We start from the raw sequence: 26721 nt of genomic DNA on the forward strand, positions 1-26721 counted from the left end.
TAATGAATAAAAATTTACCAAAAGTGGTGGTTTTAACCGGGGCGGGGATTTCTGCGGAATCTGGGATTGAAACATTCCGAGCGAGCACGGGATTATGGGAAAATCATAAAGTCGATGATGTTGCAACGCCTGAAGGATTTATGCGTAATCCTGAATTAGTACAACGTTTTTATAATGCACGTCGGGCAAGGTTATTTGATGCAGATGTGCAACCTAATGCAGCACATTTAGCCTTAGCAGAACTAGAAGAAAAGCTAGACGATAATTTCTTATTAGTCACGCAAAATGTAGATAATTTACACGAACGTGCGGGCAGTAAACGTATTGTACATATGCACGGAGAACTGCTTAAAGTACGTTGTGTAAGAAAGGGAACGGTATATGACTGGCAAGAAGATATTACGGATGAGAGCCTGTGCCAATGCTGCCAGCCTCCTCAAAAATTACGCCCACATATCGTTTGGTTTGGGGAAATGCCACTACAAATGAATCGTATTGAAGATGCTTTATGGGAATGTGATTACTTTATCTCGATTGGTACTTCCGGTAATGTTTATCCGGCAGCAGGCTTTGTGAATATTGCGGATCGAGCCGGTGCTGTGACGGTGGAGCTGAATTTAGAACCGAGTGAAAAACATTCCTCATTTCATAGTTGTCATCAGGGAAAAGCAACTGAGATTGTGCCAAAATGTGTGAGAGAATTATTGGATAAATATGTTTAATATTTATTTTACCCAACAATCGGCTAAACATAAAAAAGTCAACTAAGATGCATTATTTAATGGCATTGAAGTTTACCAATATATTTTGAAATTAGCAGACGTGGTAACGTTACGGCAAGAATCAGTAATAATCGGTATTGCTGATGGTGTTTCTCATAGTCCAAACTCCCAGTTAGCAAGCCGATTTTTTATGAATCAATTAAAAACTTGCGAAAATCTTTCAGCTTCTTGGTTACGTTATCAACATAAATTATTTTGTGAAATCTATTCAGAAAAATATTTAGGTAGTGCGACTACATTCGTAGCTTGCCAAATCGATAATGATGGATTAGTTAATTTAATTAATGTTGGCAATAGTCGAGCATATAAAATCTCAGAGAATGGAAAATGGCAACAGATAAGCCAAGATCATACTTTAATTTCAATATTAAAAGCAGATGGAATCGCAATAGAGGATGTGGAGTATTCAGGGCTATATAATGGTTTGGAATCTTGCTTAATTGCGGATTTTGAAGAAAAAATTACCGCTTATAGAAAGTATGTAAAACGACAAAGATTTAATGATGATTTCTCAGTGATTGTGTGTAGAAGATAAGCCCTCTTTTGAGGGCTTTGTTTTGCAAAAAATTTAGTATTTTTAACCGCTTGTTTTACTAGCAAAAACAAGCAAAAATCCCCATAACAGTAAGAGTTTCCGAGTCTGATTCGGATATTGATGTACCGAAAATTATCGTACCGGCTTCATTGCTTATCGAATGAATTCCATCCAGAATTAGATTAATTTCGTTAAGTTCAAGATTTAAACCTGATTGTATATCGATAAGAACGGCATTAACTTGAAAGAAATGTCTAAATTTAGCCAGCTCAATAAATTTCTTTATAATTAATTCTGCTCTATTTTTCCCAGAGGCAGATGCCATGATAAAAAATGCATTATTCGCTCCCCAAAGGATTGAACAAACATCTTGAATATCAATATTAATGAACCCCGGACAGGACACTATATTTGGTAGGTGTGAAAATTGAATTAATCTTTGTTCAAGATGATTTTTCGCTTCTTGCTCAGCTAATTGATAAATTTCACATTCTTTCTGTAAGTCAAAATGTACTATGCAACTGTGATCAGTATGGAGTTTTTTTGTACGTTCAATAATTTGAGTATTTTCTTGTAAATATTGGGTAGCAATCACTACAAGCGTGTTATTGCTTGTTTGAATCAATGCTTGAGCAATATTAAAGTCTTCTTCATTCTCAATATCAACATAGATCAGTAAGAAATCGACACTTTTGAGTAATTCTATCGCTTTTTGTTGCTGTTCTGCCGAGGTTACAAGTAATTTATGATGTGTCATCACTTTGCTTAAACGCTGTTCATTGTAATCAATGGCAATATAAAATACATTTTCAGCGGGATTTCTTATCATTTTCTGAATAAGTTTGCCGCCTGATTCGCCAATACCGATAAGGCGAATAATTAGATTATTTGGTTCTTGCATTGGAACAAACATATTTCCTCCAAGGAGACTTATGGTTTATAGATACTGATGTGAAACGGGCGTTTAGCTGTAAGTCCTAGATAATGCTTAATGCGTTGAATAATGAGAGCATTTTGTGTTTGAATTGCACTTTCCATTGTGATTGTATCTGCCAGCCTTAATAAATCATTGTTATTAAACAGTTCACAAATATCACAAGCGGTTGCTAATTTCTGTTTGGCGAAATAGACCAATCGGCTACGTTTATTACCCTCAAAATAAAAAGGAGTGACGATAAATGCCAAAACTTGACAGCCTTGTGCTTTAGCTAAACGAGCTATTTCCGGAGCAATACCCGTACCATTTCCTCCACCTAAACCACAAAATAAAACGATAATATCTTGTCCGGTGACTGCTTCGATAAGTTGCGGTTCACTTATCTTCACCGCTTCTTGAGCAAGTAACGGATCAGGTCCGCAACCAATGGGAGAATTGCCTATATGTAGCGTATTAAACGATGATTTACGTAGAGAAATCAGATTGGTATTGATTAACAGATAATCCTGTTCGGGTAAAACATTTGCCACTTCCATTAAGATATTTTGTCCTGCACTACCAATACCAATAAAGCGAATCTTACTTTCAGGTGTAACGGTTATACGATTATTTTTGGGTGTAATTAAAGAGGGTTTTAGGGTAATGAGCGGATAACGTTTTTTATATTTTTTAGGCAATGTTGTAACTTGGGGGGATTTACTATATTGCGGTTGTGAAACAATTTTAGTTTGTGGGGTTTTCCGATTAAAACGTTTGAAAAGAGAACAAATTTTGCTAAACATACTGATTTTCCTATATAAGAATAAGAACACTTAATTTTTTGAATATTAATAGTAACCAATAGGTGCGACATTTCGTGTCGTGCTAGCGTTCATTATGGGTTTTTGCAAAAAATTTCTCAAATCTGACCGCTTGTTGGCGTACAATAACCGAATTCAGAGATAGATTACGAGGTATAAAATGGCGGAAGAACCGATTCGTTTGACGCAATACAGTCACGGTGCCGGTTGAGGCTGTAAAATTTCTCCTAAGGTGTTAGGGACAATTTTACAAAGTCAGCTGGACAAATTTATTGATCCGAATTTATTAGTGGGGAATGAAACTGCCGATGATGCCGCTGTTTATGATATCGGTAATGGCATTGGTATTATCAGTACCACGGACTTTTTTATGCCGATTGTGGACGATCCGTTTGATTTCGGATGCATTGCGGCGGCAAATGCGTTAAGTGATGTGTTTGCGATGGGCGGTAAGCCGATTATGGCGATTGCAATTTTGGGCTTTCCGGTAAACAAATTGCCGGCGGAAGTGGCGCAAAAAATTGTGGAAGGCGGGCGTTTTGCTTGTCAGCAAGCCGGTATTGCCTTAGCCGGCGGTCATTCGATTGATTCGCCTGAACCGATTTTCGGGCTGGCGGTAACCGGAACGGTTAGTACCGAGCAAGTGAAAAAGAATGCTTCGGCACAAGCCGGTTGCGAACTGTTTTTAACTAAACCGCTCGGTATCGGCGTATTAACAACCGCTGAGAAAAAAGGTTTATTAAAGGTGGAACATCAGAATCTTGCACGTGATGTAATGTGTCAGATTAATTTGATTGGTGCACAATTTTCACAATTAGCAGATGTGACGGCAATGACGGATGTAACCGGTTTCGGTTTATTAGGACATTTAAGTGAAATCTGCCAAGGCTCTAATGTACGTGCCGAAGTGAATTTTGCTGAAATTCATACGTTAGACGGTGTAAAAGACTATATCGCTCAAGGTGCTGTACCGGGCGGAACGAACCGTAATTTTGACAGTTATGGACATTTGATTTCAGCTATGACCGATGAGCAAAAGGCGATTTTATGTGATCCGCAAACATCAGGTGGTTTGTTAATTGCGGTACGCTCACAAGCAGTCGATAATGTGAAACAAATTGCAAAACAAGCTAATGTGCCTTTATTTAGAGTTGGTCGTTTACTTGAAGCGGACACTATGAAGCCGTTAATCGAGGTTATTTAAGGGTATGCATAAACCGAATATCACTTTAGCCTGTGTGGTGCATTGCAAAGGTAAATTTTTATTTGTGGAAGAAATCGAATACGGTAAACGAACCTTAAACCAACCGGCAGGGCATTTGGAAGCAAATGAAACGTTGTTGGAAGGGGCGAGTAGAGAGTTATTTGAGGAAACAGGGATTCGTGCCAAAGTCCAACGCTTAATTAAGATTTATCAATGGCACGCACCTCGTTCACAGACCGATTATTTACGTTTTGTATTTGCGGTTGAGTTAGACGATTTTGTGCCGATTGCTCCGCAGGATAGCGATATTACTCAAGGATTTTGGTTGAGTTTGGAGGAGTTTAAACACTTTATTCAGCAAGATGGGCAATGTGAGCGAAATCCGTTAGTCACTCAATCACTCGAAGATTATTTGAGCGGTGAGAGCTATCCGCTTGATGTATTACGTGTATTTGAATAAGAGGTGGAAATGGCAGAGCAATTTGATGTGGTTATTGTTGGCGGTGCGGTGACCGGTTCGGTACTGGCATTGGCGTTAAGTAGCTTGTCGCAGCATAAAATGCGGATTGCGATCGTTGAAAAACAGTTGCCTGATTATGCGCAACAAGGCGGTTTTGATGCACGTAGTATTGCGTTGGCACAAGGCAGTTTGCAAAAATTTGCGCAAATTCGACCGCTTGCCGGCAGCTCACTTGCCGAACAAATTCAGCAAATTGCAACGCCAATCCAACAGATTCAGGTGTCAGACCTCGGTCATTTCGGTAAAACGACATTAAAAGCAAGTGAACTGAATTTAGCACAATTAGGTGTCGTGGTGGAGCTGGCAAAATTAGGCAAAAATTTGACCGCTTGTATTGAGCAGCAGCCGAATATCCATTGGTTTTGTCCGAATCAAATAGTTCATTTCGAACGTTTACAAACTGAAGTTTTGCTTAGATTGCAAAACGGTGAGCGGCTTCGCACGCAATTAATGGTAGCGGCAGATGGGATCCAATCCAAAATTGCTCTGCAGTGTGGCGTTGAAACTGAGCTATTAAAGGATTATCAACAATCGGCTTTGATTGCCAATGTTGAAATTAGTGAACCGCATCAAGGGCAAGCTTTTGAGCGTTTTACGACGCAAGGGCCGTTAGCCTTATTGCCGTTAAGTGATAATCGAATGTCGTTAGTTTGGTGTGTGAAACAAGCGGAAGATTTGCAGAGCCTTACCGATGAAGATTTTCTTTCGCAATTACAGCTGCAATTCGGTTGGACATTAGGAAAGTTTGAGCGAGTCAGCAAGCGGTTTGTTTATCCGCTCACTTCGCAAAAAGCGCAATCGCATATTCATCATCGCTTGGCAATTGTGGGGAATGCCGCACAGTTATTGCACCCGGTCGCCGGGCAGGGCTTTAATCTTGGAATGCGAGATCTGTTTACTCTTGCACAGCTGTTAGCCAAAGCCTTTGCACAAGGAAAAGATTTAGGTGCGTTCGCATTGCTTAATCAATTCGAGCAAGCAAGAAAGCAAGATCAAGCGCAGATTATTTCTCTAACAAGCGGTTTAATTTCACTGTTTTCTTGCGATTTATTACCGCTACAAGCGGTCAGAAATTTAGGCTTATTTGCGATTTCGCATAGCAAATTGCTTCGAGAAAATATTGCGAATAAGGCTTTAGGTTGGCAATAAAATTAAAAGGACGCACTGGGCGTCCTTTTTTATAGTTGATATTTTTTCATTAATTTTAATTTTTCATGCGAGATTTCATTACCTAGTTGAGTAATTATTTTCCCTTTATCTTGTACCGATTGAGCCAAGGCTTCGTTAGGTTGCGATTCTAATTTAATCATATCTCTGAACGTTTCTTGGCTTAATTGTAACGCTCTTAAGCCGATATTTTTAATCGGTAAAATTTCATCGTTTTGGATATCCAAATAATCTAGCGAGGCTTGGATTGTATCCACTTCTTCTAGATAGTTCTGTATCGCATCAATTCTGGAGGGCGTATTTTTTGCCACTTCCAGACTGTGCATCGTCAGTAACGTCGCTTGTATATAGTCGTTGCCATACACTTCATCCCAATGATAAAAACGCTGAAAATCCGCTTGGGGAGAATGGTTTTCTCGTATATTCGAGCAACCGATAAGACCTAAAACAATAGGAAAAGAAAGGGTAATTTTTATAATTTTAAACATTATGATGTCGTTATTGGAGATAAAAACGGCTAGAAAATCCTAGCCGCCAAGTTATACTATTTTTGAGCTGGAGCTGGAGCTGGAGCTGGAGCTGGAGCTGGAGCTGGAGCTGGACCGTATTTGGTTGCTAATTCGGCTTCAATTTTTTGCCCTTCCGCCGCAATTTTATCTAATTGCGCTTGTAACTCGCCGAATGCTTTATGTGCATCGGGTGTAGGGTTTTTCGCAAGTTTGTCATTTTCGGTAATCATTTTTGCACCTAATGCCATCGCTTCAAGCGCTTTGTCTTTAAGTGCATTAACTTGCGCATCTTTAATATCTAAAGTCGCCGCACTTTTTTGAATATTTTCGATTTGAGCAAGAATCGCTTTATTCATTGTATCTTGAACTACTGCCGGATCTTTCGATTTTTCACCTAATTTTTCAATTTCGGTGTTAATTGCGTTACCGATAGATTTTTCTTGCACTTGTTGCCATTCTTGGAATTTCTTGTAATCTTCCGCACCGGTATCGACAACCGGTTCAGCCGGTTTGGCCGCTTCAGTTTGCGCTTGAGCCGCCGGAGCCGGTGTTGCCGCCGCTTGCTCTGCCGCAGGCTTATTTGCCGGTTTATCGCAAGCGGTTAAAAATAAAGCGAATAATGCGGTTGCACTAATTTTTGTGAATTTTGTCATTTTCTTACCTGTTTATGATGTGGAAAAAGGTTAGAACCTTTCCGTTCTAACCTTTGTTATATTTTAACTTATCAGCCGAATTATTTTTCAAATTTCGCTTTTAAATCGGCTTGTAATTTTTGAAGCTCTTGCGCCGCTTGGTTTAATTGAGTCGCTTTCGCTTGAATAGCTTGTTGCGCTTCCGCAGTAGGTGCCGCCATCACTTTTACTTGTTCGGAAATTACTTCGTTTGATAAACCTAAAACCGCTTTAGTTTTATCTTTTAACGCTTTAATTTCCGCACTTTTCACATCAACCGCGTCTAAACTTTTTAACGTTTCTTGTACTTTACCTGCGAAAGTGTTTAACACCGCTTCTAATGCTTTAGGGTCTTTTTGAGCTTGGCTCATTACTTCGGTTAATTGTTTTTGTAATTCGGCTTGAGCGGTCGCTTGGGTTTGCTCTTGAACTTGGTACCATTCTTGGAATTTTTTGTAATCCGCTGCAGGATCCGCTTTGTTACATGCCGTTACGCTAAACGCTAAAAGTGCAACCGCACCGATTGTTGCTAATTTTTTCATTCGTTGTCCTTAAAAATAAGATGAAAAATTCCCTTTATAGGGCGTAGTCTATTGTACTGATAATAGACTGTTTCTGAAAAGGATAGTTCAGTAAAAATCTATCGGTTAATATTATCTGACTAAAAAACAGACAAGTCAAATACCCACCGCCTGAGCAATCAATAATTTCTTTAATACCGGTAGTTGATTGGTTGCGGATAAACCTACGCCTCGTATCAGTTTTTTGACGGGGTGACTTCCCTGAAACAGCTGTTTTAAGCCTTCCATCGCAGCCAGTAATTTTATTGCTTCCGTTTTACGTATTCGTTCAAAACGACGTAAATGACGATATTCGCCGATATCATGGTCGAGCGTTAAATGTTGTTTGATCTCTTGGGCAAGGGTGATCGCATCGGCAAAACCTAAGTTCACGCCTAAACCGGCAAGCGGATGAATCGTATGCGCCGCATCCCCGATTAAAGCAAAGCGAGGTTGAGCGAAATCTCTCGCATAGCGTGCGGTAAGCGGGTAAATCGCTCGTTCGCTTTGTAATTCGATTAAGCCTAAGCGGTTGTCAAAAGCAATGGTGAGCTCCCGATTAAATTGTTGCACTTCGCAATGTTGTAATTGTTGCGCTTTTTCCGGCGGTAAAGACCAGACGATAGAGCATAAATTTTCATCGGCTAACGGTAAAAATGCCAAAATGCTCTTCGGAGAGAAAATTTGGCGAGCGATATTATGATGAGGTTCAACGGTTTTGACATTACATACTAATGCGGTTTGCTCGTAATCTTTGCTTACAAGCGGAATATGCATTTGTCGGCGAAGCCAAGAATTGGCACCGTCCGCCCCGACCACTAATTTAGCGGAAATCATTTCATTATTCGCAAAGGTCAGAAAAGCACCATTTTCGTTGATGCCGACGGTTTTCGGCTCGCTTAAGATAATTTCTACATTATCTTGTCGGCTTACTTGTTGCCATAGTGCCGATTGAATTTGATTATTTTCAATAATAAATCCCAGTTGAGATAAACTGAGTTGCCGAATACTCGGATCGCTATTATCAAACTCAATGTGAGCAAAACTGTCTTGTTCCCATACCGACATTTTTTGATAAGGCGATAAACGCTCGGTTTGAATAAGCTGCAATGCACCGACTTGCTCAAGCATTTTTTCACTGGTTGCATTAATCGCACTGACTCGATTTGAAAAAGTTTTCGTGGTTTGCGGTACTTGTTTTTCAATAATCTTAATTTGACTCTCGGTATTTTTTAGTAGTGCCGCAAATGCCAGCCCGACCATACCGCCGCCAATAATGACAATATCTGCTGATTTCATATCAATATCGTTTATAAATGAGAAGCGGTCAGATTTTCCGATAAATTTGTAAAAATTTATCTAAATTTGATCGCTTGACGGATTAACTTATTTTTTTGTGGTGTTTTTCTAGACTACGATGGCGAATTTGCACGTCTTTATCTCGACTTTGGAAATATTTCGCTAATTGTTCGGCAATAAAGACGGAACGATGTTTTCCACCGGTACAACCGATAGCAATTGTCAGATAGCTACGGTTATTTTTTTCTAACATCGGCAACCACATTTCTAAATAATTGCGTGTTTGATAGATAAAATTATGCACTTCGGTTTGACGTTCAAGGAAGTCGATAACCGGTTGTTCTAAGCCTGTCATCGGGCGTAATTCCGGATTCCAATGCGGATTCGGTAAGAAACGTACGTCAAATACATAATCGGCATCCGCAGGTAAACCGTATTTAAAGCCGAAAGACTCAAAGACGATTTTAAGCGCTTTATTGGTTGAGCCTCGTAAAATGCCGCGCAGATTTTCCGCCAATTCGTGCGAGGAAATATTGGTCGTATCAATAATATAGTTAGCTTGTTGATAGAGCGGCTCAAGCAAGGTATTTTCCAAATCAATCGCACTTTCTAACGAGAGATCTTTGTTTGATAAAGGATGTAAACGACGCGTGTCGCTATAACGACGGATTAACGTATTGCGTTCGCAATCCAAGAAGATGATTTTGGTTTGAATCGTCAGTTTTGATAATTGCTCCAACAAGGCTTCAATGCTTTCGGGATTTTCGGGAATATTACGAATATCAAGACTGACGACGGCGGAACGATCTGAGTTGGATAAGAAACCGGCTAATTCCGGAATAAGCGGAAGCGGGAGATTATCCACACAATAATATCCCACATCTTCTAATGCTCTGAGCGCAACGGATTTACCGGAACCGGAGCGCCCGCTGATAATGATTAATTCCATAGGTTTCCTCAAAAACAATTATTCTTGCTCAAGAATTTGGTTATCCGCATAAACCAATAATTGCCAGATTTCTTCGGCGTTATTTGCGGAACGTAGCTGTTTCGTTAAAGTTTTATCGTTTAAACGTTGGGCGACTTCTTGCAACCCGTTTTTATATTGTTCACAGCAACTGCTTGGGATCATGATCGCGTAAACGAGATCAACTTCTTTATTATCGTGCGCTTCGTAATCAATCGGTTTTTCCAGCTGAATAAAAGCGGCTATCGGTTTATCGACGGCTAGAGCAATCGAATCGGGGAATTTCGCATGCGGCAATGCAATACCGTTAATACCGGTCGAGCCTAATTTTTCCCGTTTAAATAAATTTCCGAAACATTCTATCGGGCAAAGCCCCTCATCGTCAGCACAAGCGGTGGATTTATTCGCCGCTTCCGCAATGATTTTTCCGGCTAACTCAAGCACTCTTTTTTTACTTGAAACAAGCACGCCCTGACGAATATTTTCCGGGGTGAGAAATTCGGTTAATTTCATATTATTCACATTCAAACGGATATTCTGCCGAATTATCCGCTTAATCAGCTTAAAGCTTAAATTGATCGCCTAAATAAACTCGTTTTACATCAGCGTTATTTAAGACTTCTTCCGGTGTTCCGCTTGCAATCATTTGCCCGCTACCTACGATATAAGCTCGTTCGCAAACATCGAGCGTTTCACGTACGTTGTGATCGGTAATGAGAACGCCTAATCCGCGTTCTTTTAAATTCACGATAATCTTTTTAATATCGATAACCGAAATCGGATCCACACCGGCAAACGGCTCGTCCAATAAAATAAATTGCGGGTTAGCGGCAAGCGCGCGGGCGATCTCAACACGGCGACGTTCACCGCCGGAAAGCGATTGCCCGAGGCTGTTACGAATATGTTCGATATGAAACTCATTGATTAATTCGTCCGCACGGGCTTTGCGCTGTTGCGTAGTTAAATCTTTACGTACTTGAAGCACCGCCATTAAATTGTCATAAACCGTTAAACGGCGGAAAATGGACGCTTCTTGCGGTAAATAGCCGATTCCCTGTTTAGCACGATCGTGCATAGGTAACAGGCTGATATCTTGATCATCAATACGAATTTGACCTTGATCGTGACGTACTAAACCGACCACCATATAAAAGGTTGTCGTTTTACCGGCTCCGTTAGGACCGAGCAGTCCCACGATTTCACCGGCTTTAACATTTAAGCTGACGTCTTTTACCACTTGGCGATTTTTATAGCTTTTCGCTAAATGTTCGGCATAAAGCGTTGGCATTGGCATTACCTATTTTTTCTTATCGTTTAATTCATTCGGAATAAGTATCGTTTTGACACGAGATTTATTTCCGCTGTTAGCTTTAAGTTGTTGTTTTTTCACATCATAAGTAATTTTACTGGCTTTGATAAAACTACCTTGCTGTTTTAATTCCGCATTACCGACTAAGGTTAAAAATTCGGAATTTAAATCATAGTGAACGCTATTACCTTTTCCGTTTACCGGTTTACCGTTATCCAACGTTTGTTGGAAAGTGACCGGAGAACCGCTTGCTTCGAGGGTCTCTTTTTTGCCCTCTTGACGAATAATCGTTACTTTATCTGCGGTAACTTTAATCGAACCTTGAGTAATGACGACATTATCGCTAAATGTCACGACATTACTATTCATATCAAGCGATTGGCTACCCGAATCGATATTAATCGGTTGGTCGGTATCGCCTTTGAGTGCATAGGACGAGAGGCTGGTACTTAATAAAGCCGTAAACACCATAGATTTAATTGCAAATTTCATTATGTATCCTTCAGAGAAAATGCTCTAATTTTTTTGTTCGTCGTTAGATTGTTTAATGATTGTCGGTTCAAGATACGTTTTTACATCTTTAGTAATCGTTGCCACCTGCCGTTTTAAATTACCTTTTAAACCCGTACCGGTCGTACTGATGCCTAATCCGACGGATTTTACTACGCTCTCGGTAGAAATATCTTGCGTATTTAAATCGATACGAAGTTTATCGGTTTCAATTTTTTGTAAACGCGCATTCTTATCCAGCGCTTGAAGTTTTACGTTACCGTCGAGATTCAGTATTTTTTCTTTGGTAATTTCTGCGTAATCCGCACTGACTTTCCATTGCTTAAGCGCGGTTTCCGCATCGAATAATTCCACCAAGGGCTGAATGAATTCGGTCAGTTCGGTATTTTGATAACGTTTGATTTCTTTTGCTTCGGCAAAATATTGCGGCTTACCTTTTAGATCATAAACAGAAGTCGTAATACGATTGCCCGTATAATCCGGATTTCCTTCTTTTTTAATTAATTGATCCAAGCCGTCATTTTCCGGTTTTTGTTGGCTGACATACCAACCAGCCAAAGCCGCTACAATAATTAATAAAATGATATTTAGGCGGATATTCATAAAAATCTAAATGAGTAAAAAGGATTGATAATACTAACACAATTTTTGGAAGGGATATAGCAATGGGAAGTGAGAAATCGCGTAAGAGTGCGTAAACTTTCAGTGAAATCAGACCGCTTGCTTAACGTAAGCGGTCCGATTTTTTCGTAATTTTACAAGCTAACCGGTATTACGCATACCCGCCGCAATGCCGGTAATTGTGATCATTAAGGCTTGTTCCAATTGCGGATCTCTTACCTCACCTTGGCTACGTAAACGTTGCAGCAGTTCTACTTGCAGTAAATTGAGCGGGTCGGTATAGACGTTACGTAAGGCGATAGATTCGGCAATCCAAGGTAAATCCGCCATAAGCTGTCCGTCGTGCGCAAGTGTCAATACCGTTTGAATGTCCGCCGATAATTGCGCACGAAGCGTTTTACCTAAACGGTGTAACTCTTTTGCCACCAAACGTTGGTCGTAATGTTCCGCAAGCCATAAATCCGCTTTCGAGAACACCATTTCTAACATACCGATACGGGTAGAGAAGAACGGCCATTCGTTACACATTTCTTTAAGCGTACTTTCTTCGCCTTGTTCAATCATCTGGCGTAGTGCTGCACCCGCACCAAGCCAAGCCGGTAACATCAAACGGTTTTGCATCCAAGCGAAAATCCAAGGAATGGCACGTAAACTTTCTACGCCTCCGTTCGGATTACGTTTTGAAGGACGAGAGCCGAGCGGTAATTTCCCTAATTCTTGCTCCGGGGTCGCACTGCGGAAATACGGGACAAAATCCGGTTCGCCGCGAACAACGCCGCGATAAATTTCACAAGAAATTGCCGCGCCTTTATCCATAATATCTCGCCACTTTTGTTTCGGTTCCGGCGGCGGTAATAAGTTGGCTTCTAAAATCGCACTTGCATAGAGATTTAACGTTTCGACCGCAACAGCGGGTAAGCCGAGTTTGAAGCGGATCATCTCGCCTTGTTCGGTGACGCGTAAACCGGATTTTAGCGAGCGAGGCGGTTGTGATAGTAATGCAGCGTGTGCCGGCGCACCGCCGCGACCGACCGTACCGCCGCGCCCGTGGAATAAAACGAGTTCAATATGATATTTTTCCGCTAAATTAACCAATGCTTCTTGCGCGCGATATTGCGCCCAGCTGGCGGCAAGCATACCGGCGTCTTTAGCCGAATCGGAATAACCGATCATCACCATTTGATAATTGTTGATCACACCGCGATACCAACCGATATTAAATAAATCGGTCATCACTTTTTCACTATGATCCAAGTCGTCCAACGTTTCAAATAACGGTGCGACCGGTAGGGTATAATTGCAACCGGCTTCTTTTAATAATAAATGTACCGCTAATACGTCGGAAGCTTCGCGTGCCATAGAAATCACATAAGCGGAAATCGTCCCTTCAGGTTGTTGGGCTACCACTTTGCAAGTGTCTAAAATTTCTTGGGTTTCAGGACTTGGCGTCCAGTTGGTCGGTACTAACGGACGACGAGAACTTAGTTCACGCACTAAAAACGCTTGTTTATCGTCTTCCGTCCATTGTGCGTAATCGCCTAAGCCGATATAGCGAGTGATTTCGGCAATTGCCGTTTCGTGGCGGGAGCTTTCTTGACGAACATCCAAACGAGATAAACCTAAGCCGAAGCAACGAATACGGCGTAAGCAGTCCAACAGACTACCGTTAGCGATAATACGCATACCGCAAGCGTGCAACGATTGATAGCAATCATAGAGCGGTTCCCATAAATCATTATCGCAAGTGATAATTTCGCTCGGATCAACAGTGGTCGGTTTCGCTTCAATCAATTCGCCGAAGTAAGTTAAAGTTTTTTGTAATTTGCTACGTAAACCTTTAACCACAACGCGATACGGCTCGATATGATCGCCGTATTTCTCACGAAATTCGGGCGTACACTGTACGATAGAAAGTTCTTCGACCAAGTCGCTAACATCGTTTAAAAATAATTCCGCCGCTTTCCAACGGTTCATTCTTAATACTTTTTGTGTGATTTCGGCAGTCACAAACGGGTTGCCGTCACGGTCGCCGCCCATCCAAGAAGAAAAGCGTACCGGCGAAAGTGCGACTTCATACTGTACGTCAAAATGTTTTTCTAATTGAAAGTTCAGTTCACGGCAAAAATCAGGTACGGCTTTCCATAAGCTGTTTTCAATAATCGCCATTCCCCATTTCGCTTCATCCACCGGCGTCGGACGTGCCGCACGGATTTCATTGGTATGCCATGCAAGCGCAATCAGCTGCATTAAACGGCGTTTAAGTTTGGTTTGCTCCGCCTCGGTTAAATCGTCGTGTTCCAATTGCCCTAAACATTTATTGATTTCAACGTGTTTATGTACTAACGAACGGCGAGTTACTTCGGTCGGGTGAGCGGTTAAGACTAATTCGATTAATAACTTCTCAACGGTTTTGATGACGGTTTTAACCGGTGTGTTTTGTGCTTTCAGACGAGCAAATAAAGCACTTAATGAACGATTGCCGAGAGATTCGTCCTGATGATGACGAGAGATGGTTTGATATTGTTCGGCAATATTGGTGAGATTTAAGAATTGACTGAAAGCACGTGCAACGGGCAGTACGTTTTCGGTAGAAATATTAGCGAGTTTATCCAGTAATTGTTCACGTGCTTTTTCATTGCCGGCACGAGAATCTCTTGAAAGTACTCGGATACTTTCAATTAATTCCAATATTTCATTGCCTTGGGCTTCTCGAATGGTTTCGCCTAAAAAATCACCAAGCATATGGATATTGTTACGCATAGCGGAGTATGGCTGATTCATAATTTTTTCCTATGTATTACATAAATTTAACTAGGGGTAGATATACCTAAAGCGAGTCAAAATAGCAATAAGGGATTAATTAATTTTATAAAATAATGATAAAACGCAATAAATAAAGGTATTTATTTTAAATAAAAAAATAAGCGGTTAAATTTTGGAAGTTTTTTGCAAAGACTTTCCGAAATTTAACCGCTTGTTATCGGCTTAAAAGTGTTTACCAGCTACCGCCTGCGCCGCCGCCGCCGGAAGAACCGCCGCCGAAGCTATCGCCGCTGCCTCGACTTCCTCCGCCAAAGCCTCCGCCGAATCCACCGGAAGAACCGCCGCCAAAGCCGCCCCCGAATCCTCCGCCAAAACCGCCTCTACGGCGAGAAGAATTGATGATAATTCTGCCTAATTGATCCGCTGCACTCGGGCTGATGTATTGGTCGTTTCTGCCCGGTCGGAAGATTAAGAAAATCACGATACCGGCAACCAAGAAGAACAGTAAACCGTCGATTTGATCTAGCGATTCTTCACCGCTATTTTCACCATAACTGTCATAAGCGGCATATTCACCGTTAATTGCCGCCATAATCGCAGACAAGCCGCTGGCAATCCCTTCCGCATATAAGTTTTGTTTGAAGTATGGTGTAATGTTGTGGCGAATAATGGTTGAAGCAATCGCATCAGGCAATGCGCCTTCCAAGCCCCTGCCGGTTGCAATAAATAGTTTTCGATCGTTTTTGGCAATCAGTAATAATATGCCGTTATTTTCATTATTTTTAGTACGCCCGATTCCCCATTTATTAAATAAATTATGCGAATAGCTTGCGACATCCTCGCCATTGGTGGAAGGCACAATCACCACAATAATTTGTGAACTGGTTTTCGCTCGGTTGGCAATTAGTGTATCTTCTAAGGTTCGCCATTCTTGTTGAGTTAGTGTTTTAGTGTAATCGGTCACATAATAAAAAGGATTCGGTGCGGCAGGGTAATTGTCCGCAGCCGTTGCTTTTAATGTGAAAAATGCCAATAAGATAAACCAAAACGGCTTAAAAAACGCTTTTATCATTTAATCACTACCTCATTTGACAACTCATTCATATCATTATCACGACGAGGGAAATAAGTGGCTAACTGCACTTCCACTTGTTTAATGCCTTCACAAATCGCTTGAGTATAATCCGCTTGTCGGCATTGCTGTTTCATCGCATCATAAACCGATTGCCAAAAAACTTGGCCGACTTTTTCATGAATCGCTTTATCACCGACAATCGCTAAATTATGCGGTTTGAAAGAGAGATAAATCAGCACACCGTTGCGTTCCGCCGTTTCTCGCATTTTTAATTCATCAAAGAGCTGATTCGCTCGTGCCATAGTATCGGCTTTTCCTTTGGCTTTACGCTCGACCACGACACGTAATTCGGCGGAGGTTTGCTGCTCTAAATGCGAAATTGCCTGTTCGATTCGCTGAGTATCGACAGGCAATTTATTTGAAAGAAAAGAAAATAATTTCATAGAGTTATCACTAAATTCACAAAAACACGGAATATTTTTAAACATTCCGTGTTTTTGTGTAAGAGATTAATTAAAGTTTACGCTTGGTGCTTTTTCCGAGCCTGCTTCAGCTTTGAATTGCGGTTTAGCTTTAAAACCCATAATCATTGCGGCAAGTTTAGTCGGGAATTCTCGCACTTGTTTGTTGTATTCTTTCACCGCAGCGTTGAAGTTATTACGCTCGACATTGATACGGTTTTCCGTACCTTCTAACTGTGCTTGAAGATTTAAGAAACCTTCGTGCGCTTTTAATTCGGGATATTTTTCAACTGAAACTAATAAGCGAGAAAGTGCTGAATTTACGCCTTGTTGCGCTTCTTGGAATTTTGCCATTTGTTCTTCAGTCGCATTATTCGGATCAATGGTTACCGCCGTTGCTTTAGCTCGCGCTTCAATCACGGATGTTAAGGTTTCTTTTTCAAAGTTGGCTTGACCTTTTACCGTATTTACTAAGCTAGGAATTAAGTCCGCACGGCGTTGATAAGCGGATTCTACATTTCCCCACACTGAGTTGATGTCTTCTTCCGCACGCATTAAATCGTTATATTTGGTTAAAGAGAAACCGCCGATCGCAACTACGGCAATCACTAAGATCCAAAAAATTTTTTTCATATTAAAAAGTCCTATTTAGGGTTAAAAAACGGGCGGATTTTATAAGCAAGCGGTCTAATTTCCTAGCAAACTTACAAAAGTTTTCAGATAGAAACATAAATTACTTGCATAAATAACCAGTATCGGATAATCTTTCCTCGTGGTGGTAGAGACGCCCCACGTAAAAAACTAAAAGACCAAATGAAATCACACCCACTTTTATAGTGGGTGTTTTCGTATAGGAGACTACGATGCCAAAGGCAATAGAATTTTATAAACTAACAGAACAATTTTATATTGATAATAAAGATAATACGCAAATTTTATTTAATAAAGGCGGGAGAGGTTACGGGGTTATTCTCGTTAAAATTCTAGGTTGTGATTTTGCAATACCTCTTCATTCTAATATTAAGAAAGGATTTATATTAGGGATCAACCAAGAAACGGGTATTAAGCACGGATTGGATTATCTGAAAGCGATACGGGAACAAAATCAGAATATTCTAAGGACAAATTATCGTAATACTACGTTAGTTTATTATCATCATTTATTAGGCATTACTACTAAATAAAAACGGAGCCAACAAGCTCCGTTTTTTTATCATCAAGAAAATTATTCTGATGCTTTTTGTTTGATAGTTGCATAAATCACACCGGTTACCACTGAGCCGATTGCGATTGCCGCTAAATACATTAACGGTTGTGAAACGAACGGAATCACAAATAAACCGCCGTGCGGTGCTTGAAGCGTAATACCGAATGCCATTGAAATTGCACCTGCTGTCGCACCGCCAATAATAGAGGTTGCAATTACACGAACCGGATCCGCCGCTACAAATGGTAACGCACCTTCCGAAATAAAGCATAAACCTAATACGAACGAGGCTTTACCTGCATCACGTTGGTTAGTGGTAAATTTATTACGTGCGATTAAGGTTGCAATCGCCATACCGATAGGCGGAACCATACCCGCCGCCATCACTGCTGCCATTGGCGTATATTGTTGCGAAGCGATTAAACCGACACCGAATGTATATGCCGCTTTATTTACCGGACCGCCCATATCGATACACATCATAGCACCAAGGATTGCACCTAAGATAATCGCATTCGCTTGACCCATTGAATTTAACCATTCAACTAAAGCGTCCATGATGCCTTTTACCGGTGGGTTGATGAGGTAAATCATCGCTAAGCCAACAATTGCAGAACCTAATAACGGTAGAATCAAAATCGGTTTAAGCGAAGTTAAACTTGCCGGTAATTGAATCACGCCGTTTAAGAATTTTACGGTATAACCCGCAAGGAAACCGGCTACGATACCGCCTAAAATCCCCGCACCGGCTGTGGTTGCCAACATACCGCCGATTAAACCGACCGCTAACCCCGGACGGTCAGCGATAGAGAAAGCAACATAACCGGCAAATACGGCGATCATTAAGTGGAATGCCGCACCGCCACCGATATCCATTAATGCTTTTGGTAAGCCGCCGGCGATGGTTTCGTCTTTGAACGCTTCAATACCGAACATAAATGAAATCGCAATTAATAAACCACCGGCAACCACTAACGGTAACATATGAGAAACACCGGTCATTAAGTGTTTATATAAACCTTTTTTCTCACCGCTTGCCGAACTTTCAGTTTGTTGCGAAGTCGTTGTACCACCTTGATAAACGGTTGCTTGTGCAAAAGCTTTTTCAAATTCTTGTGCGGTTTTCTTCAAGGCTAAACCGGTTGAGGTACGGTACATCGGTTTACCTTTGAATTTGTCCAAATCCACGTCAATATCCGCCGCCACAAAGACTAAGTCTGCCGCTGCAATTTCTTCCGCAGAAATCGGATTACCCGCACCAACCTGACCACGAGTTTCAACTTTAACGTTCCAACCTTGTGCTTTAGCATAGTTTTCAATAGCTTCCGCAGACATAAAGGTATGTGCCACACCGGTCGGGCAAGCGGTTACTGCGACGATGTTTTTTACACCTGAATTTGATGCGCTAGAAACGGTTGCATTTGCAAAAGTTTTTGCATTTTCGACCGCTTGTTTAAGCGTCGCTTCCGGTTGAGTAAAGGCTTGGTCTAAATTCACCACCGCACCTTGTTTGCCGGCAGCAATAGTCGGAATTTCATCGTTAAATAACACAACAAAATCAGCTTGTTCAGCGTTTACAACTTGATGGCCTTGTTGCTTGGCTGCCGCCGATAATACTTCATTCACGAGGAAAGCACGGGCTTTACCTAATGATTGAGGGAATACAAAGGAAATATTCATTTTGAGATCCTTATAAGTTTGAGAAAATTTATTCCCCCCTCTTTAGTAAAGAGGGGTAGGGGGAGATTTGATGACAAATTATTAGCTTAATCGGGTTAATTTCACCTGCGCCACAATCTCATCTAGGGCGTTTCGGTCACTGATACCGACATTGCTTTGTGATACTGCTAATGCCGATGTACCACTTGCGAAGGCGAGAGTTTTCGCTTTATCCCAACCTTGAGCAAGCCCATAAATTAAGCCTGCCACCATCGAATCGCCGGCACCGACCGTACTCACAACATTTTGGCAACGAGGCGGTTGAGCTTGAACCACTCCTTCGCTGTTAAGCCATACAGAGCCGTCTGCGCCCATTGAAATAATTACGTTTTCAATACCACCGGCACGCAATTCTTGTGCCGCCGCAATCACTTCTTCTAAGCTGTTTAACGGACGATTCGCCCAAACTTCTAACTCACGACGATTCGGTTTTACTAACCATGGATGGGCTTTTAAACCTTCGGTTAATGCCGCATTGCTGCTGTCTAATACCACTTTTAAGCCTTGTTGGTGGAGTGATTCCAACCATTGTGCAAATTGTTGTGCCGTTACACCGCGAGGGAGCGAACCGCATACCGCCACCAAATCAAACTCTTTTGCCCATTGCTGTGATTGAGCGGTAAAGTTTGCCCAATCTTCGGCACTAATTTCAAAGCCTAAGAAGTTTAAGTCGGTCACGTCCGCTTCGGTTTCGGTAATTTTCACGTTAATACGCGTTTTACCGTCAATACGATAGAATTGATCGTCCACACCGTTTTGTTTAAACGATTGAACGAAATCGCCTTGATTTTCAGCGCCTAAAAAACCGCTAACCGCTAATTTAACGCCAAGATCCGCCAATACTTTCGCAACGTTGATGCCCTTACCGGCAGGATATAAACCTAAGGTTTCAACCGTGTTTACTTCGCCCACTTCAATACGTTGGAGGCGGCCGACTAAATCGAATGCCGGATTTAAGGTTACGGTTGCAATTCGTAATTGTTGTGTCATTGTTTGTTCCTCAATTACTCGCCTAAACCTGCAGCAATCGCTGCACCGATACCGTCAATCGCTTTTTGAGCGTCGTCACCGGTTGCTACGAAACGTAAGCGATGACCTTTTACGACGCCAAGTGCTACAATTTTCATTAAGCTTTTCGCACTGACTAATTGAGTATTACGGTCTAAGTTTTGTACAACGATAGTCGCGTTATATTTTTTTACCTCATTGACTAACACCGCACTTGGGCGGGCGTGTAAACCGTGTTCGTTTTGAATCACGAACGTGCCTTCCACTTGACCTTCCACCGTAGGCTCGGAAGCGGTCGGATTTGCAGAATTTTTTGCAGATTCAACCGCTTGCGGTTGTGCCGCACCTTCAATCGTATCTTCAACCGCAGGTACGAATGAAACGCTTTCGCCTAAGCCTTCTACGAATGCTTTTGCCAACGCTTCGATCGCCTGTTGAGCGTCTTCACCTTCCGCTACAAAACGTAAACGGTGTGCTTGGCTTGCTCCTAACGCTACCACTTTCATCGTGCTTTTCGCATTCGCCGGCGCCGTACCGCGATCTAAGTTTTCAACGGTTACTTTTGCCGCAAACGGTTTTAAGGTTTGTACTAAAACCGCACTTGGACGAGCGTGTAAGCCGTTGTCGTTACGTACGGTGAAAGTACCGATAACCTGACCTGTTGCAAGATTTACGCAAGCGGTGGTATTTTGAGCGGAATTTACAATGCTTTCACCGTTAAAAAACGCAATAATTTGTTCTGCGGAAGCGGTTGAGAATTGGCTACGAATATCGCCGTTTAATAAGTAAGCCAGATGGCTTTGTAGATGCTCGTCGGTTGCTGCAACGGTAATGACCGTTTGACCTGACATGTTACGTGCAACGGCGATACCGTTTGATTGGTTGCCTTGAGCGGCATCGGCAAGATAAACGTCGTTGCCTAAATTAAGCGGCTGATTTGAAATCGCTTCGCTGATAAATGTCTGATTAACATAACCGTTTTCTTGCAGTTTTGCGGCATTAATCGCAGAAAGCGTAATAAGGCTCGGAGAATCGATATTTAATGAAATGAGGGTATCGGTCAAACTCGGTAAGGATTTTTTACCGCTCAGCACGCTGATAAATTCGTCCGTATCTTGCGTAGTTGCGAGTAATTCCGCCGCCGCTTCGTCGCTTAATACGCCGGTTAATTGACGCAATAGTGTTAAATGCTCGTCGGATTTTGCCGCAATACCAATCACAACATAGGCTTTATTGCCTTCACCCCACTCCACACCTTGCGGGAACTGATAAATTTGTACACCGGTATTTTGTACAAGGTGGCGGGTATCCAATGTGCCGTGCGGAATTGCAATACCGTTACCTAGAAAAGTAGAGGTTTGCGTTTCGCGCGCAAGCATTCCGGCTTCATAACCTTCCGCAACATTACCGTTTGCCGTTAAGCCGGCGGCAACAAGTTTAATCGCTTCATCTTTATTGTTTACCGAGCTATTTAAGCAGATATTTTTTGCCGATAAATTTAGCATCGTAACTCCTTATCAGATTTAATTTTAAAAATAAAAATATTGTCCGATATTGTAACCTATATTCTGCTAAATCGTTCTAGCAAGCCGAAAAAAATATCAGAAAGTGTGATCTGGTTCGCATATCTCAAGAGAAAAACATGATTTAAATCACAAAAATGAACAATGCTTCGCCGAAGACCATTAGAAAATGTTATGATGCAAACGTTTTCGTAGTCAGGAAGAAAATAGTCAAAAGTGTGAAAAGCGAGGATGGTTATAGCATGAAAACATATACGTATTCTAAACAAGATTTATCTTTTATTGAGCAACTTTCTCAAGCGTATTGTAAAGATCCTTTCTCTTATCTCGGCTTACATCAAGCGGGTGATGTGAGCGTAATTCGTGTTTTTCTACCGGAAGCAACGACGGTTAAAATTCTGAGTGCAGACGGTCAAATACTTTCCGAAGCTTTGAAAATAGACGACTCAGGCTTATTTGTAGCGCAATTGGCGCAGCAGTATTCTTCCTTAAATTATCGTTTAAGAGTCGGTTATTCTTTAGCGGAAATCGACCTTGAAGATCCCTATCGTTTTACTTCTTCGCTTCTACCGATGGATAACTGGTTATTGGCGGAAGGAACTCATCTTCGTCCATACGAAACCTTAGGTGCGCATTTGAAAACGCAAGAAGGCGTTTCCGGCGTACATTTTTCCGTTTGGGCGCCGAATGCCCGTCGTGTATCGGTTGTCGGCGATTTCAACTATTGGGACGGGCGAGTAAACCCGATGCGTTTCCATTCGGAAAGCGGTATTTGGGATATTTTCCTACCTAATGTTGAGAAAGGTGCATTATATAAATTCGAAATTTTAGATAGCAACGGTAACATTCGTTTGAAATCCGACCCTTATGCGTTCGCATCGCAATTCAGACCGGATACGGCATCCGTAGTAACGGGTTTACCGGAAAAAATCGAAGTGGATGCGAAACTACGTCATGCGAATGATCCCGACCAGCCGATTTCAATTTATGAAGTGCATCTCGGTTCGTGGCGTCGCCATCTTGAGAATAATTATTGGCTGAATTATGAAGAAATTGCCAACGAATTAATTCCTTATGTTAAAGATATGGGGTTCACTCATATCGAATTGTTACCGATTACCGAATATCCGTTCGACGGTTCTTGGGGTTATCAACCGACCGGACTTTATTCTCCGACCAGCCGATTCGGTTCGCCGGACGATTTACGTACCTTGATTCGTAAAGCGCATGAAGCGGGTATTAATGTGATTCTTGACTGGGTAGTCGGGCATTTTCCGACCGATTCGCACGGTTTAACCGAGTTTGACGGCTCGCATTTGTATGAACATCAAGATCCGCGAGAAGGTTATCATCAAGATTGGAATACTTTAATTTTTAATTACGGTCGTCACGAGGTGTTTAATTATCTTTCTAGTAACGCCTTATATTGGACGGAGAGATTCGGTATCGACGGTTTACGAGTCGATGCGGTTTCTTCCATGATTTACCGTGATTATTCTCGTAAAGACGGCGAGTGGATTCCGAATCAATACGGCGGACGAGAAAATTTAGAAGCGCTTGATTTCCTTCGTAGAACCAATCGTATGTTGAAAAAAGAAGGAAATGGAGCGGTTGTGATTGCGGAGGAATCCACTTCATTTGCCGGTATTACGCATAGTCCGGAGGAAAACGGGGTCGGTTTCGACTATAAATGGAATATGGGCTGGATGAACGATACCTTACGTTATATGTCGCTCGATCCGATTTATCGTCAATATCATCACGATTGGATGACCTTCGGGATGATGTATCAATATAGCGAAAAATTCGTATTACCGCTTTCACACGATGAAGTGGTGCATGGCAAATGTTCCATTCTCGGAAAAATGTCCGGCGATTGTTGGCAAAAATTTGCGAACTTAAGAGCCTATTACGGTTATATGTGGGGCTATCCGGGTAAAAAATTACTGTTTATGGGTAATGAATTCGCCCAAGGTCGTGAATGGAATTACAACGAAAGCCTCGATTGGTTCCTGTTAGGCGAACAAGGCGGCGGTTGGCATAAAGGCGTGCTGAATTGGGTGAGAGATTTGAACCGTACTTACCAAAAATATCCGGCGCTTTATCAATTGGATTACGATCCTGCCGGTTTTGAATGGTTAGTAGTCGATGACTGGCAACAATCGGTATTTGCTTTTGAACGTAAAGCCAAAAACGGCGAGAGTGTGATCGTAGTCAGTAACTTTACGCCGGTCGTTCGCCATAATTATCGTATCGGCGTGCGTCAAGACGGCACTTATACTGAAATCCTCAATTCGGATGCGGCTTACTATGAAGGAAGTAACGTAGGCAATTACGGCGAGATTGAATGCGAAGCAATCGAATCGCACGGTAAACCGTTCTCTATTGAACTTTCGATTCCGCCGTTATCAACCATTTTTATTGCTTGTCAGCCTAAGCCTAAAGAAGCGGTTGAAGCCGAACAAGATATTGTGAAAATGGCGGAAGTTGCGATGCAAAAAGCATTAAAACCCACTAAAAAAACGGTAAGCGTAAAAGCTAAAGCACATAAAAAAGCTCATAAAAATAAGAAGTAACAAAATATGAAAGTGACAGCGGGAAGTCCTTTTCCATTAGGTGCGCAAGCGGTCGAAAACGGCACGAATTTTGCAATTTTTTCAGAAAATGCGACCGCTATCGAACTCTGTTTATTTAAGCAATCGCAAGAACAACGTTTTGCGATGCGACGTACCGGTGATGTATGGCATTTATTCGTTGAAAATATCGGAGAAGGCATCGAATACGGTTTCCGTGTCGCAGGGATTACCGATAAGCAAAAAGGCGCGTTATTTAATCCGCAAAAGTTATTACTTGATCCTTATGCGAAACGTATCGTCGGTACGGTATCGGCGCATACGGCGGATGAAATTAAGTATTTTCAATGGGATGATAAACGTGATAACGCTCATTTAGCGCCTAAATCGGTAGTGGTTACGCCGGATAATTTCGATTGGGAAGATGACGAACGCCCGCATTACCCGTGGAGAGAAACCATTATTTACGAGCTTCATGTAAAGGGTTTCAGTCGGTTAAATCAACAGATTCCCGAACCGTTACGCGGGACTTATGCAGGTCTTGCACATCCGGCTTCTATTGCGTATCTGAAGCGTTTAGGCGTCACGACCATAGAATTGCAACCGGTCAGCCATCATATTGATGAAGTGCACTTGCAGAAAATGGGGAAAACCAATTATTGGGGATACAATGTTATCGGACATTCTGCAGTTGAGCCGGTGCTTGCTTGGGATCAAGAAGACCCGATTACCGAATTTAAATATTTGGTTAAAACATTACATAAACACGGTTTTGAAGTCATTTTAGATTTGGTTTATAACCATACCGCAGAGGGCGGTACGGACAGTTTAACGCTATGTCAAAGAGGCATTGATAACCAAAATTATTATTGGCTGAATCAGCAAGGGGAATATGAGAATTGGGCGGGATGCGGTAATGCGTTAAATTTAAGCCATCCGAGAGTGTGCCAGTGGGCGATAGACAGCTTGGTTTACTGGGTAAGTGAATGCCATATCGATGGATTCCGTTTCGATTTGGCAACCACATTAGGACGAACCCCCGAATTTGATCAATTATCGCCGTTTTTTGAAAAAATTAAGCAAACGCCTGAATTAGAACATATTAAATTAATCGCCGAGCCTTGGGATATTGGTCCGAACGGTTATCAAGTCGGCAGATTTCCGATTCAGTTTGCGGAATGGAATGATAAATACCGTACCACGATGCGAGAATTCTTTTTAGGCGAGAGTGGCAATCTAGGCGAGTTTGCTCGTCGTTTAGCCGGTAGCGATGACCTTTATTGGCAATATTCTCCGGCAAAAAGTATCAACTATTTTGCTTCACACGACGGTTTTACTCTACAAGATCTCGTGAGTTATAACAAAAAGCATAATGAAGCAAACGGTGAAAATAATCGTGACGGTGAAAACACTAATCATAGTAATAACCACGGTGTTGAAGGCGAAACCGATAACGAATTTGTAAATATTTTGCGAGATCAGACCGCTTGTAGCTTATTGGCGACCTTATTTCTCTCAAACGGCGTACCTATGCTACGTGCCGGTGATGAGTTGGGGCATTCGCAAAAGGGTAATAACAACGCTTATTGCCAAGATAATGAGATAGCTTGGATTGACTGGCAAAATGCAAATGAATCAAGAATTGAGTATGTAGCAAAATGGATAGCCTTACGTAAACGTATTGCCTTACTCTCTCACCAAAACCACTGGTGGACGGAGAATGACGTTCAATGGTTTTCATCGCAAGGGAAAGTGATGGAGATTGAAGATTGGCATAATACGGAGTCCAAAGCGTTACAAATTCTACTGCAAGATCATTGGCTGATCTTAATAAATGCCAAAAAAACCACCCAGCAATTTTTCCTACCGACAGGTAAATGGCATATTTGTCTCGGTAAGAATATTGCGACTTTGATAGCGAATACGCAATCGGTTGCTCTTCAGTTCGAACAGATGGGAGTGTGCGTGCTTCAAAGAAAATTAAGTTCATATTAATACCGG

The 26721-nt window shown here is 41.7% G+C and carries 26 protein-coding genes; 8 read left to right on the forward strand and 18 right to left on the reverse strand.

Annotated features, from left to right (window positions below):
- The first annotated feature begins 2 nt into the window (after window positions 1-2).
- Both cobB and DRF63_RS01740 read left to right on the forward strand, forming a co-directional pair.
- Window positions 3-722 carry a Sir2 family NAD+-dependent deacetylase gene (cobB, locus tag DRF63_RS01735; RefSeq protein ID WP_005596268.1) on the forward strand — a complete coding sequence of 240 codons (720 nt, stop codon included), beginning with the start codon at window positions 3-5 and terminating at the stop codon, window positions 720-722.
- 85 nt (window positions 723-807) lie between these two features.
- Entirely contained in the window at window positions 808-1317 is a 510-nt protein-coding gene (locus tag DRF63_RS01740) for a PP2C family protein-serine/threonine phosphatase (RefSeq protein WP_233432338.1), read from the forward strand.
- Between the two features lie 58 nt (window positions 1318-1375).
- On the opposite strand, the gene DRF63_RS01745 is transcribed toward DRF63_RS01740, so the two are convergent.
- Both DRF63_RS01745 and DRF63_RS01750 read right to left on the reverse strand, forming a co-directional pair.
- The gene (locus tag DRF63_RS01745; protein ID WP_233432339.1) at window positions 1376-2230 is read right to left on the reverse strand and encodes an FtsZ/tubulin family protein; all 855 of its coding nucleotides are present in this window, start codon (window positions 2228-2230) and stop codon (window positions 1376-1378) included.
- A gap of 17 nt (window positions 2231-2247) precedes the next feature.
- A complete protein-coding gene (locus DRF63_RS01750) occupies window positions 2248-3036 on the reverse strand; it encodes an FtsZ/tubulin family protein (protein ID WP_233432340.1) in 789 nt (262 codons plus the stop codon).
- A 178-nt stretch (window positions 3037-3214) separates the two neighbouring features.
- Here DRF63_RS01750 and selD point away from each other — a divergent pair, with 178 nt between their 5' ends.
- Genes selD through ubiH form a run of 3 tightly spaced genes read left to right on the forward strand, consistent with a single transcriptional unit; the run spans window position 3215 to window position 5927 of the window.
- Window positions 3215-4258 carry a selenide, water dikinase SelD gene (gene selD / locus DRF63_RS01755; protein WP_080550252.1) on the forward strand — a complete coding sequence of 348 codons (1044 nt, stop codon included), beginning with the start codon at window positions 3215-3217 and terminating at the stop codon, window positions 4256-4258.
- A 4-nt stretch (window positions 4259-4262) separates the two neighbouring features.
- The gene (locus DRF63_RS01760; RefSeq protein ID WP_005596278.1) at window positions 4263-4718 is read left to right on the forward strand and encodes an NUDIX hydrolase; all 456 of its coding nucleotides are present in this window, start codon (window positions 4263-4265) and stop codon (window positions 4716-4718) included.
- Between the two features lie 9 nt (window positions 4719-4727).
- Window positions 4728-5927 carry a 2-octaprenyl-6-methoxyphenyl hydroxylase gene (gene ubiH / locus DRF63_RS01765; protein WP_005619895.1) on the forward strand — a complete coding sequence of 400 codons (1200 nt, stop codon included), beginning with the start codon at window positions 4728-4730 and terminating at the stop codon, window positions 5925-5927.
- A gap of 29 nt (window positions 5928-5956) precedes the next feature.
- On the opposite strand, the gene DRF63_RS01770 is transcribed toward ubiH, so the two are convergent.
- The 13 genes from DRF63_RS01770 to DRF63_RS01830 all read right to left on the reverse strand — a co-directional run bounded on the left by DRF63_RS01770 (window position 5957) and on the right by DRF63_RS01830 (window position 17323).
- A complete protein-coding gene (locus DRF63_RS01770) occupies window positions 5957-6433 on the reverse strand; it encodes a hypothetical protein (protein ID WP_005596280.1) in 477 nt (158 codons plus the stop codon).
- A gap of 56 nt (window positions 6434-6489) precedes the next feature.
- Window positions 6490-7107: a hypothetical protein gene (locus DRF63_RS01775; RefSeq protein WP_005596281.1), complete on the reverse strand. Its 618-nt coding sequence runs from the start codon at window positions 7105-7107 to the stop codon at window positions 6490-6492.
- 80 nt (window positions 7108-7187) lie between these two features.
- Window positions 7188-7667, reverse strand: coding sequence for a hypothetical protein (locus DRF63_RS01780; protein WP_005596282.1), 480 nt, complete (start codon window positions 7665-7667; stop codon window positions 7188-7190).
- A gap of 135 nt (window positions 7668-7802) precedes the next feature.
- On the reverse strand, window positions 7803-8984 hold the full coding sequence (locus DRF63_RS01785) for an FAD-dependent 2-octaprenylphenol hydroxylase (protein ID WP_005596283.1): 1182 nt from the start codon (window positions 8982-8984) through the stop codon (window positions 7803-7805).
- Between the two features lie 82 nt (window positions 8985-9066).
- The gene (rapZ, locus tag DRF63_RS01790) at window positions 9067-9933 is read right to left on the reverse strand and encodes an RNase adapter RapZ (protein WP_005596285.1); all 867 of its coding nucleotides are present in this window, start codon (window positions 9931-9933) and stop codon (window positions 9067-9069) included.
- A gap of 18 nt (window positions 9934-9951) precedes the next feature.
- A complete protein-coding gene (locus DRF63_RS01795) occupies window positions 9952-10464 on the reverse strand; it encodes a PTS sugar transporter subunit IIA (protein ID WP_043991742.1) in 513 nt (170 codons plus the stop codon).
- A 49-nt stretch (window positions 10465-10513) separates the two neighbouring features.
- A complete protein-coding gene (lptB, locus tag DRF63_RS01800) occupies window positions 10514-11239 on the reverse strand; it encodes an LPS export ABC transporter ATP-binding protein (RefSeq protein ID WP_009874654.1) in 726 nt (241 codons plus the stop codon).
- Between the two features lie 9 nt (window positions 11240-11248).
- Window positions 11249-11752: a lipopolysaccharide transport periplasmic protein LptA gene (gene lptA, locus DRF63_RS01805; RefSeq protein WP_005596292.1), complete on the reverse strand. Its 504-nt coding sequence runs from the start codon at window positions 11750-11752 to the stop codon at window positions 11249-11251.
- A gap of 24 nt (window positions 11753-11776) precedes the next feature.
- Window positions 11777-12373 (reverse strand): LPS export ABC transporter periplasmic protein LptC, encoded by a 597-nt coding sequence (gene lptC / locus DRF63_RS01810; protein WP_005596294.1) that lies wholly within the window; start codon window positions 12371-12373, stop codon window positions 11777-11779.
- Window positions 12374-12532: 159 nt separating this feature from the next.
- Window positions 12533-15172 (reverse strand): phosphoenolpyruvate carboxylase, encoded by a 2640-nt coding sequence (ppc, locus tag DRF63_RS01815; protein WP_043991744.1) that lies wholly within the window; start codon window positions 15170-15172, stop codon window positions 12533-12535.
- Between the two features lie 214 nt (window positions 15173-15386).
- Window positions 15387-16226, reverse strand: a complete 840-nt coding sequence (locus DRF63_RS01820; protein WP_005596299.1) for a TPM domain-containing protein — start codon at window positions 16224-16226, stop codon at window positions 15387-15389.
- Entirely contained in the window at window positions 16223-16672 is a 450-nt protein-coding gene (locus tag DRF63_RS01825) for a TPM domain-containing protein (protein ID WP_043991746.1), read from the reverse strand. The genes DRF63_RS01820 and DRF63_RS01825 overlap by 4 nt, the downstream gene beginning before the upstream one ends.
- Before the next feature lie 66 nt (window positions 16673-16738).
- On the reverse strand, window positions 16739-17323 hold the full coding sequence (locus DRF63_RS01830) for a LemA family protein (RefSeq protein ID WP_005596303.1): 585 nt from the start codon (window positions 17321-17323) through the stop codon (window positions 16739-16741).
- A 230-nt stretch (window positions 17324-17553) separates the two neighbouring features.
- Between DRF63_RS01830 and DRF63_RS01835 the strand changes: the two genes are divergently transcribed.
- Window positions 17554-17874, forward strand: coding sequence for a hypothetical protein (locus tag DRF63_RS01835; RefSeq protein ID WP_005596306.1), 321 nt, complete (start codon window positions 17554-17556; stop codon window positions 17872-17874).
- A 41-nt stretch (window positions 17875-17915) separates the two neighbouring features.
- On the opposite strand, the gene DRF63_RS01840 is transcribed toward DRF63_RS01835, so the two are convergent.
- The 3 genes from DRF63_RS01840 to fruB form a co-directional block, all read right to left on the reverse strand.
- A complete protein-coding gene (locus tag DRF63_RS01840) occupies window positions 17916-19577 on the reverse strand; it encodes a fructose-specific PTS transporter subunit EIIC (protein ID WP_005596308.1) in 1662 nt (553 codons plus the stop codon).
- An 81-nt stretch (window positions 19578-19658) separates the two neighbouring features.
- On the reverse strand, window positions 19659-20606 hold the full coding sequence (gene fruK, locus DRF63_RS01845; protein WP_005596310.1) for a 1-phosphofructokinase: 948 nt from the start codon (window positions 20604-20606) through the stop codon (window positions 19659-19661).
- A 14-nt stretch (window positions 20607-20620) separates the two neighbouring features.
- Window positions 20621-22129 carry a fused PTS fructose transporter subunit IIA/HPr protein gene (fruB, locus tag DRF63_RS01850; RefSeq protein ID WP_005596312.1) on the reverse strand — a complete coding sequence of 503 codons (1509 nt, stop codon included), beginning with the start codon at window positions 22127-22129 and terminating at the stop codon, window positions 20621-20623.
- Window positions 22130-22389: 260 nt separating this feature from the next.
- On the opposite strand from fruB, the gene glgB reads away from it, so the two are divergent.
- Window positions 22390-24723, forward strand: coding sequence for a 1,4-alpha-glucan branching protein GlgB (gene glgB, locus DRF63_RS01855; protein ID WP_005596314.1), 2334 nt, complete (start codon window positions 22390-22392; stop codon window positions 24721-24723).
- A 6-nt stretch (window positions 24724-24729) separates the two neighbouring features.
- Window positions 24730-26715: a glycogen debranching protein GlgX gene (gene glgX, locus DRF63_RS01860; protein WP_005596316.1), complete on the forward strand. Its 1986-nt coding sequence runs from the start codon at window positions 24730-24732 to the stop codon at window positions 26713-26715.
- The last annotated feature ends 6 nt before the right edge of the window (window positions 26716-26721 follow it).

Source organism: Actinobacillus pleuropneumoniae, from assembly GCF_003290385.1.
GTDB lineage: Bacteria > Pseudomonadota > Gammaproteobacteria > Enterobacterales > Pasteurellaceae > Actinobacillus > Actinobacillus lignieresii.